At 72.6% G+C, this 14,409-nt stretch carries 10 protein-coding genes, 1 tRNA gene and 2 pseudogenes; 3 read left to right on the top strand and 10 right to left on the bottom strand.

Annotation, left to right across the window (positions count from 1 at the left end; translation table 11 throughout):
- Window positions 1–175 precede the first annotated feature (175 nt).
- The gene (locus ACTWQE_RS26330; protein WP_443331540.1) at window positions 176–2,491 is read left to right on the top strand and encodes an FUSC family protein; all 2,316 of its coding nucleotides are present in this window, start codon (window positions 176–178) and stop codon (window positions 2,489–2,491) included.
- A 234-nt stretch (window positions 2,492–2,725) separates the two neighbouring features.
- Here the strand turns inward: ACTWQE_RS26330 and ACTWQE_RS26325 are convergent, their stop codons facing one another.
- Entirely contained in the window at window positions 2,726–3,838 is a 1,113-nt protein-coding gene (locus ACTWQE_RS26325) for a sensor histidine kinase (RefSeq protein ID WP_443331539.1), read from the bottom strand.
- Window positions 3,835–4,542, bottom strand: a complete 708-nt coding sequence (locus tag ACTWQE_RS26320) for a response regulator transcription factor (protein WP_443331538.1) — start codon at window positions 4,540–4,542, stop codon at window positions 3,835–3,837. The genes ACTWQE_RS26325 and ACTWQE_RS26320 overlap by 4 nt, the downstream gene beginning before the upstream one ends.
- Window positions 4,543–4,634: 92 nt before the next feature.
- Between ACTWQE_RS26320 and ACTWQE_RS26315 the strand changes: the two are divergent.
- Window positions 4,635–4,928, top strand: a pseudogene (locus ACTWQE_RS26315) (hypothetical protein); the annotation flags it as partial.
- An 86-nt stretch (window positions 4,929–5,014) separates the two neighbouring features.
- Here the strand turns inward: ACTWQE_RS26315 and ACTWQE_RS26310 are convergent.
- The 5 genes from ACTWQE_RS26310 to ACTWQE_RS26290 all read right to left on the bottom strand — a co-directional run bounded on the left by ACTWQE_RS26310 (window position 5,015) and on the right by ACTWQE_RS26290 (window position 10,122).
- On the bottom strand, window positions 5,015–5,770 hold the full coding sequence (locus ACTWQE_RS26310) for a VOC family protein (RefSeq protein WP_443331537.1): 756 nt from the start codon (window positions 5,768–5,770) through the stop codon (window positions 5,015–5,017).
- Between the two features lie 592 nt (window positions 5,771–6,362).
- Window positions 6,363–6,494 carry a hypothetical protein gene (locus tag ACTWQE_RS26305; RefSeq protein ID WP_443331536.1) on the bottom strand — a complete coding sequence of 44 codons (132 nt, stop codon included), beginning with the start codon at window positions 6,492–6,494 and terminating at the stop codon, window positions 6,363–6,365.
- Window positions 6,495–6,590: 96 nt separating this feature from the next.
- Window positions 6,591–7,409: a hypothetical protein gene (locus ACTWQE_RS26300; protein ID WP_443331535.1), complete on the bottom strand. Its 819-nt coding sequence runs from the start codon at window positions 7,407–7,409 to the stop codon at window positions 6,591–6,593.
- A gap of 644 nt (window positions 7,410–8,053) precedes the next feature.
- Window positions 8,054–8,848, bottom strand: a complete 795-nt coding sequence (locus ACTWQE_RS26295; RefSeq protein WP_443331534.1) for a VOC family protein — start codon at window positions 8,846–8,848, stop codon at window positions 8,054–8,056.
- Between the two features lie 326 nt (window positions 8,849–9,174).
- A complete protein-coding gene (locus ACTWQE_RS26290; protein WP_443331533.1) occupies window positions 9,175–10,122 on the bottom strand; it encodes a LysR family transcriptional regulator in 948 nt (315 codons plus the stop codon).
- Between the two features lie 89 nt (window positions 10,123–10,211).
- Between ACTWQE_RS26290 and ACTWQE_RS26285 the strand changes: the two are divergent.
- Window positions 10,212–10,474, top strand: a pseudogene (locus ACTWQE_RS26285) (glycoside hydrolase domain-containing protein); the annotation flags it as partial.
- A gap of 525 nt (window positions 10,475–10,999) precedes the next feature.
- Here ACTWQE_RS26285 and ACTWQE_RS26280 read toward each other — a convergent pair.
- From ACTWQE_RS26280 to ACTWQE_RS26270, 3 genes are all read right to left on the bottom strand, one after another.
- Window positions 11,000–11,073: transfer RNA gene (locus ACTWQE_RS26280), tRNA-Thr, on the bottom strand.
- Between the two features lie 153 nt (window positions 11,074–11,226).
- Complete coding sequence (locus ACTWQE_RS26275) at window positions 11,227–12,822, bottom strand: alpha/beta hydrolase (protein ID WP_443331532.1); 1,596 nt, start codon at window positions 12,820–12,822, stop codon at window positions 11,227–11,229.
- Window positions 12,823–12,914: 92 nt separating this feature from the next.
- The gene (locus tag ACTWQE_RS26270; protein WP_443331531.1) at window positions 12,915–14,168 is read right to left on the bottom strand and encodes a DNA polymerase III subunit delta'; all 1,254 of its coding nucleotides are present in this window, start codon (window positions 14,166–14,168) and stop codon (window positions 12,915–12,917) included.
- Between the last annotated feature and the right edge of the window lie 241 nt (window positions 14,169–14,409).

Below are 14,409 nucleotides of genomic sequence, written 5' to 3'. Positions count from 1 at the left end.
CTACGGCGGAGGGCCTCGCGACGCGTGCGGCCGCCACCGCGCACGGCGGAGTGCCTCCCCGCATCCTGCCTGCCGAGCAAGAACAATGCGGTTCCGTGAGGCTTGCGAGCATGTGCCACGGACCGGCCACGCCCCGTACGGCGCTCCCTGTGGCGTCGTACGGGGGCGGCGCGGCGTGAGGGAGGTCCTGCGGACGCTCCGCCGCAAGGATCCCGATCTCGTCACCGTCCGGAGAGCCGCGCGGGTGACCTCGGTCGCGTGCGGGGGCTTCTACCTGGGCCGGTACGCGCTCGACGACCCGGTCATGGGTGTCTACGCGCTCTTCGGCGCCGTGGCGCTGGGGGCGCTCTCCCGGGTGCCGCCGCCCCCGCGGCGGCAGGCACGGATCTGTGTGGCTGCCCTTCCGGCCGCATGCGTCCTCGTCACCGCCGGGACCCTGCTGGCGGGCAACGCGTGGGCGGCGGCCGCGGGCATGGCGGTGGTGGGATTCGTGGTCAGCTTCGCGGGCGTGGCCGGCCCCGCACTCAGCGGCACCGCCAACGGCATACAGCTCTTCTACATCCTTCCGTGCTTTCCGCCCTACGCCCTGGACACGCTCGACTCCCGGCTGGCCGGCGTCGCGACGGGGGTGCTCGGCCTCGCACTCGCGCAGCTCGTGCTGTGGCCGGACCCGGCGCCCGCCCGGTACGAGGAGCGGCTGGCCCGCGCAGCGGATGTGCTCGCCGAGAGGATCCGCGGCCTTCCTGAGACGGGATGGGACGCCGGCGGGGAACGCCCGGCGGAAGGCCCCCGGACCGAGCGGGCCGCCGAGCAGGCGCGTGCGGCGCTGGACGACCTGCGGCCGGTCCATCTGCCGCCCCTGGAGCGCCCCGCCTCCCCCTCGCTCCACGACCGGGCCGTCACCCAGGCGGCGATGGCGCTGCGGCGGTTGGGCTGTCATGTGGACAACCTGGCGCGGGCCGCACCCGTCGAGCCCGCGACGGCCGGGCGGGCGCTGCTGGCCGACGCACGGCGGACGCTGCACCGTACGGCCGGTGCGCTCGCCGCCGGGGCGGCACCGTCGGACGATCCCACCCTCCGGGACGGGCTCACGGCCCTGGCCGCGGAACGGACCGAGGCCCTCCGGGCCGAACCGGGCGGCTGGGCACGGCGCGCGCCATGGGACGTACTCGTACGGCAGGCCGCCCTGCACACCCAGGTCTTCGTCACGGCGGCCCGGGTCGCCGCCGAGGGCCGGGCCGCCGTGGGCCGGGTGGCGCCGCCGTTCCGCTACGCCCAGAAGTCCGCCGCCACCCTGTGGGCGCGGCGCTTCCACGCCCACCTCACCCGGCGTTCGGTCTACTGGCAGGGCGCGGTGCGCACCGCTCTCGCCCTGGCGGCCGCCCGGCTGCTGGTGGAACCGCTGGGACTCGACCATGGCTTCTGGGTTCTGCTCGCCACGCTGACCCTGATGCGCGGTTCGGCCGCCGATACGCGGGCGTCGCTGCGGCAGGCGCTGACGGGCACGCTCTACGGCGCGGTGGTGGCGGCCGTGCTGCTGACCGCCGTGGCCGATACCGACGTGGTGTACCGGGTGGCGCTCCCTCCGGTGATGTTCGCCGCCTTCTGCGCGACGCTGGTGGGGCCTGCCGCCGTCCAGGCCCTGTTCACGCTGGTGGTCTCCATGGCCTTCGCCCAACTCTCGGCCGTGAACTGGACGCTGGCCGAGGCCCGGTTCGTCGACGTGCTGGTCGGAGGCCTGGTCGGAGCGCTGATCGGTACGGTCGCCTGGCCGCGGGGAAGCGCGCGGGAACTGTCCCGGCTGTCGGGCGAGTTCATCGCCCGGGCGGGGGCAGCCGTACGCTGCGCGGTCGATGTGGCGGTGGGCCCTCCGGGAGACCGGGCGTCGGCGGAGGAAGCACGCAGGGCCGGTGAGCGGGCCCGCCAGACCATGGGGCTGGCCCAGGCCGCATACGAGATGTACCAGTCGGAGCGGACCGACGCGACGCTGCGGCACCTGGACTGGCAGGCCATTCTCGGCACGGGGAAGGAGATGGTGCTGGGAGCGGAGGGCCTGACGGTCCGCTACGCGCCGGGGGCGCTGGACGCGGGGCCGGAGGTGCGGGCGTATCTCGTGGACGCGGCGCACCGCGCCCGGCGTGCGGGGGATCTCCTGGCCGCCCGCCTCGGCAACCGTCCGGCCGAGCCGCGCCGGGGGCCGGTTCCGCACGCCCGGCGCGGGGTCTCGCGGGGCCCGGCACCGAACACGCGGCGGAGAGCCCCCCACCCGAGCCCGGCACCGAACACGCGGCGGGCGACGGTATGCCCGCCCCGGATTCCCGGCCCGGCACCGGCCCTGCCTCGTGGACCGGCCCCGGCGCCGGTGCCGAGCGCCGTGGGAACAACGGCGGGGGCGTTCCTCTGCTGCCGGTGGTGCCGCCGGTCGACGCGACGATGGACAGCCGTCCGGTGCTGGCGGCGACGAACACCGCGGTCTGGCTCCACCTGGTGACCGCCGACCTCGCACCACTGGCCCGCGACCCGGCCGGACCGCTCGAACCGTCCGACGGTGGGAGCGTGCCCTGACGCCTGCCGTCCCGTACTCGCGGCGACCTGGGAACCGAGGCGCTCGGCACCGACCCCGGCACCGCGACGCACCCGCGTCCCGGTCGGCACCGCGGGACCGCGGCGCTGCCCGCGGTCCCGCCCAGCCCACAGCCGCCCACAGTCGACAGCCGCGCACGGCCTACGACCGCGCCGCCGGGAGCGTGACTTCGAAGCGGCAGCCGCCGTCCACATTCAGGACACCGGCCCCGCCCGCGTGTGCCTCGACGATGCCGCGGACGATGGCCAGGCCCAGGCCCGCCCCCGCCGGTGGAGTGCGCGCGTGGTTGCCGCGCCAGCCGGTGTCGAAGACCCGCGGGAGGTCCTCCTCCGGGATGCCGCCGCAGCCGTCGGTGACGGAGACGACGACCGTGTCCTCCTGGCGCCGTGCGGCAACCGCGACCGTGCCGTCGGCGGGGGTCCGGCGGATCGCGTTGATCAGGAGGTTGCCGAGGACACGCGTCATCTCCTTGCCGTCGACCTCGACCGGGACCGGCTCAACGCGGTCCCCGACCAGTCTGACGCCCAGCTCGCGGGCCAGGGGATCGGCGCCGGCGAGGGCGTCACCGACCAGGTCGTAGACGGACATCCGGGTAGGGGCCAGGGACAGCGTGCCGGCATGGATACGGGACAGTTCGAAGAGGTCGCCCACCATCGAGTTGAGCCGGTCGACCTCGGTGCGGATCTGCCGGAAGTAGCGCTCGGGGTCCTGCGCCATACCGTCCTCCAGGGCCTCGGACATGGCCCGCAGACCCGCCAGCGGGGTGCGCAGATCGTGCGAGATCCAGGCAACCAGTTCGCGGCGGGACGCGTCGAGGGCCTGCTCGCGCTCCCGGGACTCGGTCAGCTTGGCGCTCGTGAGGGCCAGTTCCCGGCCCAGGGCCGCCAGTTCGGCCGTCGCGTCGCCGTCGGGTGCGGCGAAGCTGCCGTCGTTCCCGAAGGAACGGGCGGCGAGGGCCAGCGCGTTGCTGCGCGCGACCACCCAGCGGCCGAGGAGCAGCGCCGTGGCGAGGGAGACGGCGGCGGCCATCGCCACGACCGTGGTGACAACCGTGAGGTCGTGCGCGGAGAGGAACATCGCCCAGGCGACGGCCAGGGTCCCGGCGAGCATCGCCGTGACCGCGACGGCGGCGACGACGGTGAGGGACACGGCGACCGAGCGGTGCCGCAGTGCGCGGAGGGCGAGCGCACCGAGCAGCCCGGCTCCGGCGGCGCCGAGGAACGCGTACAGGGCGATGAGCAGCAGATCGTTCATGACGTTCCGTCCCCCGGTGGGTCGAAGCGGTAGCCGACGCCCCAGACGGTCGTGATCAGCCGGGGTGCCGCGGGGTCGTCCTCGATCTTTCCGCGCAGCCGCCGCACATGGACGGTGACGGTCGACAGATCGCCGAACTCCCAGCCCCACACGTCACGCATCAGCTCCTCCCGGCCGCAGGCCCGCCCGGGATGCCGCAGCAGGTAGGCGAGGAGGTCGAACTCCCGGAGCGTGAGCGAGAGTTCTGCGCCGTTCTTGGTGGCCCGTCGGGCGGCGGGGTCGATCTCGATCCCGGCCGCCCCGAGCCGGCCGCCGGTCCGCTCGTCCGCCGCCGCGCGGGAACGCCGCAGCACGGACTCGACACGGAGCACCAGCTCGCGCGGACTGAACGGCTTGGTGACATAGTCGTCCGCGCCGATCTCCAGGCCCAGGATCCGGTCGTCCTCGTCGCCGCGCGCGGTGAGCATGATGACCGGCACCGGCCCCTTCCCCCGCAACCGGCGGCAGACCTCCAGACCGTCCATGCCGGGCAGCATCAGGTCCAGCACCACCAGGTCGGGCCACCGGGCCTCGGCGCGGGCCAGGGCCGCGGGGCCGTCGGCGGCACGCTCGACGGAGAAGCCGGCGCGGTCCAGATAGCCCGCGACGACCTCGGCGACGGTGGGGTCGTCGTCCACCACGAGTACGCGTCCGGGCGTCTGCATGTCCCCAGCCTGTCACCGTCCGCTGCCGACAGCCGCTCACGGCGGCCCGCCCCGGCCCGACGTCCGCGTTTCGTAAGGATCCGAAGTCCGGAATGCCCCTTTCTGCTTCGTACGGTGCTGTGGGTGACCGACTTCTCCCCTGCCGATGTCTCCCTGCCGATTCCTTCCGCGCCGACGTCGACGTGGTGCTGCCCTGTCCGCACGAAGCCGCCGCGCTGCCCTGAGTCCGGAGCGCATCCCGGTCGGCCGGCGGGCCGTCGTGGCCGACAACGGCTCGTCCGACGGCTCCTCCGGGATCGCGCGGGCGCTGGGCGCCACCGTGGTCCAACGAGCCGCGGCGCGGTTTCGGTGCCGCCTGCCACGCAGGACTCCTCGGCACCGCGGCGTACGCGGTTGCGGCGGGCGTGTTCCTCACCGGTTGGGCACTGCGCGCCCGCCGCCACCGCGCGGAAGAGCCCGCTCCAGCACCCCCTCAGCGCTCGGGCGTGTAGACCGCGAAGGCCCCGCCCTGCGGGTCGTACAGACCGGCGACCCGGCCGGTACCCGGGATGTCCATGGCCGGGTGGCCCACGGAACCGCCCAGTTGCGTGGCCGTGTTCACCGCCGCGTCGACGTTGGACACGGCGAAGTAGAGCGTCCAGTGCGGCGGCAGGCTCGGCGGATAGCGGTCATCCATCGCCACCATGCCGCCGAAGTTGAGTCCGCCCACGCCGAAGTGGCGGTACTCGTCACCCTCCGCGCTCCAGCGGAACACCGACGAGTAGAACGCCTCGGCCGCCGCCGTGTCCCGGGTGGCGAGCTCGATCCAGCACAGTGTCCCGGGCTCGTTCAGGCGCGCCGCGCCCCGGAACGTACGGGCCTGCCACAGGGAGAACACGGCACCGCCCGGGTCGGTGACGACGGTGAAGCGCCCGAGGTCGAACACGTCCATCGGCTCCATCAGGACCGAGCCGCCCGCCTTCCGGATGTCACCGGCGGTCTCGTCGGCGTCGGCCACGGCGATGGACACGGTCCAGGAGACCTGTTGCCCTTCCTGATAGAGCGGCGCGAGACCGGCCACAGGATCGTCGTCCAGCAGCAGCATCGTGTAACCACCGGCCTCCGACCGCGGGTCCGTCTCGGCCCGCCAGCCGAACAGACCGCTGTAGAAGGCGGCGGCCGCCGCCGGGTCGGAAGTGCCCAGCTCGGACCAGCAGGGAGCGCCGAGCACCGGCTCGGTGATCTTCACAGGAGTCTCCTCACACACCATGCGTTCACTCTCCTCGACACTCTCACGCGGGCCGTGGCCACGCACCAAGAGGACCCGGCGAACGGCGCGGTTCCGGGACGGCGGACGGGCCCTCCCCACGGGGAGACACGTACGACTGGCGGAACGGGTGGGCGTACCGGGCGGCGGGCCGCGCCTCGTAGGCATCGGGCGCCGAACGCGTACGCAGGGGCCCGGCCCGTTGGCTGCGGGCGGTGGCCTCGTACGCGACGGGCACCGCACCCCTACGCAGGGGCCCGGCCCGTTGGCTGCGGGCGTTGGCCGATCAGCCCGGGTTCCCGCTGTCGGCTCCGTGACGCCCCTATGGCGGTGCGGGCTCATGAATACGCGGTCCTCACGGGGACGCGCGGTCTCACCGTCCGGCCCCGCACACACGGTCGGGCGGCCCCCTCCCCAACGAGGGCCGCCCGTACGTGCGTGATGCCGGTGCGATCAGGGGCCGCCTCCCAGGCGACTTCTCCGCCGAGCCCTGATCACCCGGCTCCGAGCACATCCGACGAACGGCGCCTCGCCCCAACGAGGGCCACCCGTACGGTGCGCTGTACTACGGCGATCAAGCAGTGATGCCGTAGAGGGGGTTGAAGCCGCCGGAGACGGGCGCGGCCGGGACGCCGCGAAGGGCGGGCAGCGCCGGGACATTGGCGGCCGCGGCTGCGGAAACGGGATGTCGGATGTTCTTGCGCATAGGAGATAGATCCTTCGAATCAAGGGATTTCGGAAGATGGGCAGACCTGTTCCGCCCCCGCCGCGGCAGGTCCGAAGAGGCGTGGAACGGCCTGCCCTAGCCCGGGAATTCGAGGATTTCGGTGGAGCGCTCACGCGTCGGCGAACCGCTCGCCGTGCGCACCGCACCGGCCGTCAGGCCGAACCGCGGAGCGTCCGATGCCGGAGCGGCCTGCGCCTCCCCGCCCCGGGGACCGCTGCCGTCACCGGTGAACTGCGAGGCGGAGCCGCTGGAGGCGGGCGCCTGCGGGAGACGGACCGGTAGCCGGTCCTGAGGCTGGGGCGCACCACCCGGCCGTACCTGCTCCGCTTTCTCCGCGATGTCGTGCTGCGCAAGGGAGAAGGCTCGGTCGGCATGGCCGGCGGCGTACTGCGCCGGGGTCGGTGCCGGTGCCGTGTGTGCGCCGGGCGATGACTGCCGGGGCCCCTGCCGACCGGTGTCCGGCCGCGGTCCGTCCTCATCCCGCTTGCTCTCGGGAAGCCCAACCAACGCCCCGGCCGTGTCCGTGACGTCGGCGGTGTCTGTGGAGTCAGTGGTGTCGTCGAGGAGGTCGGTCACGGGGCGGGTGAGCCGCTCCGTGCGCTCCGCCACCGGCCGGACCGTCTCCACGACGGTGTCCTCGACGGCATGCCGCTGAGGGGCCTGCTGGTCCCGCTCGTTCTCGCGCTGGGCCGTGCGGTCCTTCGCGTGCTGCCGAAGCTGCTGGACCGGGGCGGACAGTGTCGCCTTCGCCCCACCGGAGGAGCCGTCCGACTCCGCCGCCTGCGCACTGCCACCGAACAGGAAACCCAGCCCCAGGAGACCCCCGAGGAAGAGAGTCACCAGCAGCGCACGCCGCGCGGCAACCGTGCGCGGCAGGCGCACAGCGGCTGGCATGGCGAACGAAGCAGACAAGCTGGCGGGGCCTTCCCGTACGACAGCACGCTGGATGCTCCTCGGTAAGAACACCGAGGCCCGCAGCGTTCCGGGTGATGCGTACGATCCTTGCACAATCGACCCGGGGCGGCGCAAGCCCCCTATTAGCGATGAGTCGTCATGTCCGGTATGGGAACCGGCGACTGACCCATCGGCCCCGGTCACATCGCTGCGACGGCCCCCACAGGCCCGCCGCCTCCGAGACCCGGCTCGAGGGGCCTCGCCCACAGGCACGGCCACCCCCGCAAGCCCGGCCAGCTCCTCAGGCCCGGCCCCGGGATCGGGAAACGACCGGCAACCTCACAGACCCGGCCCTGGGCACCCCGCCTCGGTACTCCGACCCGGGAGGCCTGCCTGGGCACCGGGAGACAGCCCTGGGGGCCTCGGTCCCGGGCGGGCTTCGCGGTGAACCGGGGCGCCGCACCGCGCTCCTGCCGCCTCGCAGCAGCTGGTCGCCGCGGTGACAGCGCTGTTCCCGCCCGCGGCCCCGTATCGCCCGCGCCGGGCGATACGGGGCCTGCGCCCGGGCCCAATCCGCACTCGGGCCGCCTCGGCACCCAGGCCGCGTCCGCACCTGGGGCGTGCGGCCGGGCCGCGCCGGGAGGTCACATCTCGCTGGGGGTGAGCACCACGAAGTCCGCACCCGAGGGGTCGACGCAGACGGCCAGCCGCCCGACGCCCTCCGCGTCCTCCGGACCCATCTGCACCGTGCCGCCGTTCTCCCTGACGTTGGCGACCGTGGCGTCGCAGTCGGCGCTCGCGAACACCGGATGCCAGTACGGCCTCCCGCCCGCCAGGGCGAGGTACTCCCCGGGGACCTGCATGAGGCCGCCCTGCATGCGCTCCTCCGGGAGGTCGGACGGAGTGACGAGGGAGTACGTCCCCCCGCCGCCCGGCAGCGGCATGTCGTCGTACTTCCAGCCGCAGAGACTGCCGTAGAACTCCTTCGCGGCGGCGGCGTCGGTGGTGTAGAGCTCGGTCCAGCACAGCGTGCCCGGCGTGTCCACCGCCTCCAGGCCCTTGCTCTTCCCCGGCTGCCAGACGGCGAACTGACCGCCCTGCGGGTCGGTGAACTGAGCCATCCGGCCCTCGCCGTCGGCATCGAGCGGTGCCACCCGGACCGTGCCGCCCGCCCGCTCCACGGCTTGAGCGGTGGCATCCGCGTCAGGCGTGTTGAAATAGATCATCCACGCCGAACGGGCCCCCTCCTCGGTGAGCCGGCCGACCGCGCCGACGGTTTTGCCGTTCAGCCGGAAGACGCCGTAACCGCCCGCCTCCGGACCGTAGGACTGGAACTCCCAGCCGAACACCGCACCGTAGAAGGCGGCGGCGGCTTCGACATCAGGGGCACCCAGGTCGAGCCAGCTGGGGGAGCCAGGGACAAAGTCAGTGGTGATCATGGCGATTCCCTTCAATATCCCTTTGAAGGAAGCGTGACATCCCCCACTGACACTCGCCCGTCGACTCCTCCCGCGGTGCCGGGGGAGTCAGGAAGATCCCAGGTCAGAGCGGCACCCCGAGCTGTTCGTACGCGCGGCCGGTGCCGAAGGGTGTGCTTGACCTGGGCATGGCACGCCGCCCGTCCCCGGCGGTCTCCACGCCGCTCTCGATCACCTTCTGCGGGAACGCGTAGGTCAGGGCAAGGACGCAGCGACCTCGGTCGAGTGGGCACCACGGGCCTGGTGCACCCGCAGTCGAGCCGCTGCGAGCGGTTGCCTTCGCCTGCCTATCGAGCTCGCTCGAGGACGGTAGCGGCGGCCTGCCGGAGGGCAGTGACGATGGTCCGGTCGCGGTCCTGGGAACGCCAGGCGAGTGCTGCGTAGCACGGGGGCAAGTCGCTGACCTCGACATAGGTCACGCCGTGACGTTGATAGAGCCAGCGGGCCGGCTCCGGCGGGAATTCGATGCCCTCACCGAGGGCGATGGCGGTCAGCGCGGGCTCGAACTCCGTGATCTGATGGGAGGTGTACTGGACCGGCTTGCCGTCCGGACGCGGGTCCGTGGCCCAGAAGTCCCGCCAGACCTTGGGAATCCTCGGTGACCAGCCGATGAACGGCCGGTCGGAGAGCTGGTCGAGGGTCAAGGGACCCTGATGGGCGAGCGGGTCGCTGTCGGCCATGCAGACGACGCGGGGCATGGTGGCGAGCCGCTGGATCTGGATTCCCGACGGGAGCGGCGGGAACACGAACGCCGCGTCCACGGCGCCTTCGAGGATGGTGTCGGCACAGTCGGCGAACCCCATGCGCAGGACTTCCACCTCGATGCCGTGATGCTCGGCCTTGAGCTCCTCGAGGATGGCCGGTATCGGAGGTACGGAGGTGATCGCCTCGAACGAGCCGATCACCACCCGGCCGGACAGGGCGCGGGTCTGCTCGGCAGCGGCCTGCCTCAATCGATCGGCCGCCTCAACTGCGGCGCGCATGTCGGGCAGCAGTTCATGGCCTGCCGCGGTGAGACCCGTGGTGCGCGTCGTACGATCGACCACCGTCACGCCGAGGCGCTCCTCGAGGGAGCGAATCTGCTGGGAGAACGCCGGCTGGGTCATGAACGCCCGTTTCGCAGCGCGCCCGAAGTGCAACTCCTCAGCCAGCAGCAGAAACAACCGCAGCTGTTGCGCGCTCGGATCCGTCGACGTGCCGTTGTTCGGGCGTCGCTGTCCTGTTCCGCCCTTCATGAACGGCAGGGTATCAACGACTAGTTGACGGCCCTCAGGGATCGGTCGGCGCGGCGCGGCGCAGCCACGGGGAGCCGGACCCGCGCTTCGAGCCCGGCGGCACGTACAACTCCCGAGTCAAGGTTGCCGTCGAGAGGCTCAACCAGAACATGGGCGTGAGCGTCACGTATCCGGGCAGTCCCCTGGCCGAAGATCGTCAAGGGCCTGTTCAACATGACGCCTACGTCACCGTCAACAACGGTTCGGACACCATCCGTCCCTTCAGCAGTGGCTGAACGGCCGGTACATCCTCCGTAAGGACTTCTACGTCATCCCCGACGGCTACCACTCCCGTGACGTCGCCAAGTCGATGTGGGAGCGGCGTCAGCACAACCCCACTTCGCCTCCGACGCGGCGGTCGTCTCGGGCGCGGCCGACCACTGCAGCATCGGCTGGGGACAGGTCTTCGCCTGGTCACGATCGACGCCCGCAACTACTGCATGCAGCAGGGCATCATCAACGGCACCCGCTGAGCGACGCCGACAAGAGGGCCGTGTGGACCAAGCCTCACGAGGACCAGGAGTACAACGTTCGATCGGTTGCGTATCTGACGATCTAAACGCGCACCAGATCGGTGTCGCCCGCCAAGCCTGACCACCAGCCTCTCCGACGCCCAGAAACTGCTCACCCGCACAACGGGGATCTTGACGTACCCGGCCGCCCAGCAGGACGGCCGCGAGCGTATGGACGCGCCCTGTGGCCGGCACGGGGCTCGAGGTCAGCGTCCGGAGCGACGACGCGGAGATGCTGGGCCAGCCACGCCTCGGTCGTGTGGCGCGTCCTGCCCCGAGCAAGCGAAAAGGCCAGGTCACGCGCTATGTGACCTGGCCTTTGTCAGAGCCGCCTAGGGGAGTCGAACCCCTGACCTACGCATTACGAGTGCGTCGCTCTGGCCGACTGAGCTAAGGCGGCGAGCTGCGGGATGACTGGTCGCGGCAGTGCGGACCGGCATCAGCAACGGCGCCAGTCTACACAGTCCGCGGGAGTGCCCCGTACCCCGCCGGCCCGTACCGCGCGGGGCCCGGGAAGGGCGCCGGCCCACGGCAGCACGCGCGCGGCACCGGCTCAGCGGCACTTCTTGCCCTTCTCCGGCGCCCTGCCCTCCAGCAGGTACGTGTTGATCGCCGTATCGACGCAGTCGCTGCCCCGGCCGTACGCGGTGTGCCCGTCGCCCTCGTACGTCAGCAGGGACGCCGAGCTGAGCTGCCCCGCCAGGCCCTGGGCCCAGCCGTACGGGGTCGCCGGGTCGCGGGTCGTGCCGACCACCACGATGGGGTCGGCGCCCTTCGCCTCGATGCGCCGCGGCGCGCCGGTGGCGCCGACCGGCCAGTACGTGCAGTTCATCGCCGCCCACGCGAACCCCGTGCCGAAGACCGTCGACGCCTTCCGGAACGACGGCAGCTCCCTGCGGACATCGTCGGGACCGCCGAAGCTGGGCGGGAGATCAAGGCAGTTGACGGCCGGGTTGGCGAACATGAGGTTCGCGTACGAGCCGCCGGAGTCCCGCTCGTAATAGGCGTCGGCGAGACCCAGCAGCCCCGCGCCGTCGCCGTCCATCGCCGACCGCAGCGCGTTGCGCAACTGCGCCCAGGCCCCCTCGTCGTACATCGCCGCGATCACGCCCGTGGTGGCGAGCGCCTCGCCCAGATCGCGGTCCTGGCCCGTCGGCACCGGATCGGCGTCGAGCTTCCGGAAGAAGTCTTGAAGCCTCCTGCCCGCCTCCTGCTCGCTCCTGGTGCCGAGCGGGCAGTCGTCACGCCGCACACAGTCCTCGGCGAAGGCGGTGAACGCGGTGTCGAAGCCGGCGGTCTGGTCACGGTTCATCCGGAGTGCCGGGAGGGACGGGTCCATGGCACCGTCCAGGACCAGCCGCCCGGCCCGGCTCGGGTAGAGCCCGGCATAGGTGGCGCCGAGGTACGTCCCGTACGAGGCGCCCACGTAGGCCAGCTTCCTGTCGCCCAGCACTCCCCGCAGGATGTCCATGTCCCTGGCCGACTCGATCGTCGAGACATGGCCGAGAACATCGCCGGACCGGTTCCGGCAGCCGTCGGCGAACTTCTTGAAGGCCTCGACGAGCCCCTCCACCTCGTCCGGATCGTCGGGGGTCTGGTCGACCTGGGTGTAGGCGTCCATCTCCTTGTCCGACAGACAGGTGACGGGCTCGCTGCGCGCGACCCCGCGCGGGTCCATCGCGACGATGTCGTACCGGGCCCGGACCGGCGCCGGATAGCCGATGCCCGCGTAGCTCTGGAGGTAGCCGATGGCGGAACCGCCGGGTCCGCCCGGGTTCACCAGCAGCGAGCCGAGTCGCCGGCCGGGGCCCGTGGCCTTCACCCGGGAGACCGCGAGCTTCACATCCTCGGCCCCGGGGTCGGCGTAGTCGAGAGGCGCCTTCATCGTGGCGCACTCGAAGTCGTCGGCGCCGCACGCACGCCAGCGCAGCTTCTGCCCGTAGTAGGGCTCGAGGTCGGCCGGGATCGCGGCGGACAGCGGCTGCAGCACCTTCTCACCGCCGGCCCTGCGCTCGCCGCTGCCCGGCTCGCCGGACTGCGTGGAGATGGAGGCTTCCGGGGCGGACGTCTCCGAGGAACAGCCGGAGATCAGCAGGCCCGCGAACGCGAGAACGGCGCCGGAGGCGCGGAGCAGACGGCTGGTGTCCATGCGGGGCATCCCTCAGTTCGCGTCATGTGTTCGGAGGGTATCCGCACGCTCACGCTCCATGCGCGGCGTGCAGTCCTCATACGGGTGAGGGATCACCCGGTGCGCAGGGCCATGGTCATCGCCTCCACCGCCAGCAGGGGAGCGACGTTGCGGTCCAGCGCGTCCCGGCAGGCGATCACCGCCTCTATCCGGCGCAGGGTGCGCTCGGGTGTCGAACTCTGCGCGACCCGCCGCAGGGAGTCCTGGACCTCGGTGTTCGCGATGGCGACGGAGGAGCCCAGCTGGATGGCGAGCACGTCGCGGTAGAAGCCGGTGAGATCGGTCAGCGCGAGGTCGAGGCTGTCCCGCTGGGTACGGGTCGCGCGCCGCTTCTGCCGGTCCTGGAGGTCCTTCATCGCCCCGGCGGTACCGCGGGGCAGCCGGCCGCCCGTACCGGCGGCGGCCCCGAGAGCGGCGCGCAGATCCTCGGTCTCCTTGGCGTCGACCTCCTCCGCCACCTGCTTGGCGTCCTCGGCGGCGGCGTCGATGAGCTCCTGCGCGGCCTTCAGACAGCCACCGACGTCATCGATCCGGAGCGGCAGCTTCAGCACAGCGGCACGGCGGTCCCGCGCCCGCTCGTCGGTGGCGAGCCGCCGGGCCCGACCGATGTGCCCCTGGGTCGCGCGGGCGGCGGACGCGGCCAGTCCGGGCTCGATCCCGTCGCGGCGCATCAGGATGTCCGCGACGGCGTCGACGGGGGGCGTACGGAGGGTGAGGAGGCGGCAGCGCGAACGGATCGTCGGGAGCACATCCTCGATCGAGGGGGCGCACAGCAGCCATACGGTCCGGGGTGCGGGCTCCTCGATCGCCTTGAGCAGCACATTGCCCGCCCCCTCGGTGAGCCGGTCGGCGTCCTCGAGGACGATCACCTGCCACCGGCCGTTGGCGGGTGAGAGCTGGGCGCGGCGTACGAGGTCGCGGGTCTCCTTCACACCGATGGACAGCTGGTCGGTACGGACCACCTCGACATCGGCGTGGGTACCGACGAGGGCGGTGTGGCAGCCGTCGCAGAACCCGCAGCCGGGGGGCGCGCCCAGGGCCCGGTCGGGGCTGACGCACTGGAGCGCGGCGGCGAAGGCACGGGCGGCGGTGGACCGCCCGGAGCCGGGCGGTCCGGTGAACAGCCAGGCGTGCGTCATCTTCGAGAACGCCCCCGCCCCGTCGAGCGGCTCGCTCTCGGCGGCGGGTCCGGGGAGGGACTCGCCCGCCGCTGCGGCGGCGGTGACGAACGCGTCGGCGTCGCGCGCCGCAGCGGCGAGCTGCTCGGTCACCCGCTCCTGGCCGACCAGGTCGTCCCATACCGCCATAGCTGCCCTGCCGTCCCTGCGCCGTCTGCGCCCCTGCCGTGCCGTACGTCCCTGCGGCTCCCCATTGTGGTCCACGGGACCGACAACCCGGCGCCGGACAGCGGAAGCGGCCCTCACAGGCACGGATACGGGCGCTTGAGCAGGCGCCGACGGACAGCAGCCGGGCGAGGCGGCGACAGACGGCGGCGCGCCCCGTCCGGCTCGAGGCCGTACCCGGGGCGCGCCGTCACGGAACGCCGTC

Source organism: Streptomyces sp. 8N706, assembly GCF_052245415.1.
Taxonomy (GTDB): domain Bacteria; phylum Actinomycetota; class Actinomycetes; order Streptomycetales; family Streptomycetaceae; genus Streptomyces.
Note: the sequence above shows the minus strand (reverse complement) of the source record. Positions and strands in the feature narration are given on the sequence as shown.

Excerpts from the sequence above, each read along its gene's own strand:
- ACTWQE_RS26295 (WP_443331534.1), bottom strand. The coding sequence starts at position 8,848 with ATGATCACCACTGACTTTGTCCCTGGCTCCCCCAGCTGGCTCGACCTG.
- ACTWQE_RS26270 (WP_443331531.1), bottom strand. The coding sequence starts at position 14,168 with ATGGCGGTATGGGACGACCTGGTCGGCCAGGAGCGGGTGACCGAGCAG.
- ACTWQE_RS26320 (WP_443331538.1), bottom strand. The coding sequence starts at position 4,542 with ATGCAGACGCCCGGACGCGTACTCGTGGTGGACGACGACCCCACCGTC.
- ACTWQE_RS26290 (WP_443331533.1), bottom strand. The coding sequence starts at position 10,122 with ATGAAGGGCGGAACAGGACAGCGACGCCCGAACAACGGCACGTCGACG.
- ACTWQE_RS26305 (WP_443331536.1), bottom strand. The coding sequence starts at position 6,494 with ATGCGCAAGAACATCCGACATCCCGTTTCCGCAGCCGCGGCCGCCAAT.
- ACTWQE_RS26300 (WP_443331535.1), bottom strand. The coding sequence starts at position 7,409 with ATGCCAGCCGCTGTGCGCCTGCCGCGCACGGTTGCCGCGCGGCGTGCG.
- ACTWQE_RS26325 (WP_443331539.1), bottom strand. The coding sequence starts at position 3,838 with ATGAACGATCTGCTGCTCATCGCCCTGTACGCGTTCCTCGGCGCCGCC.
- ACTWQE_RS26275 (WP_443331532.1), bottom strand. The coding sequence starts at position 12,822 with ATGGACACCAGCCGTCTGCTCCGCGCCTCCGGCGCCGTTCTCGCGTTC.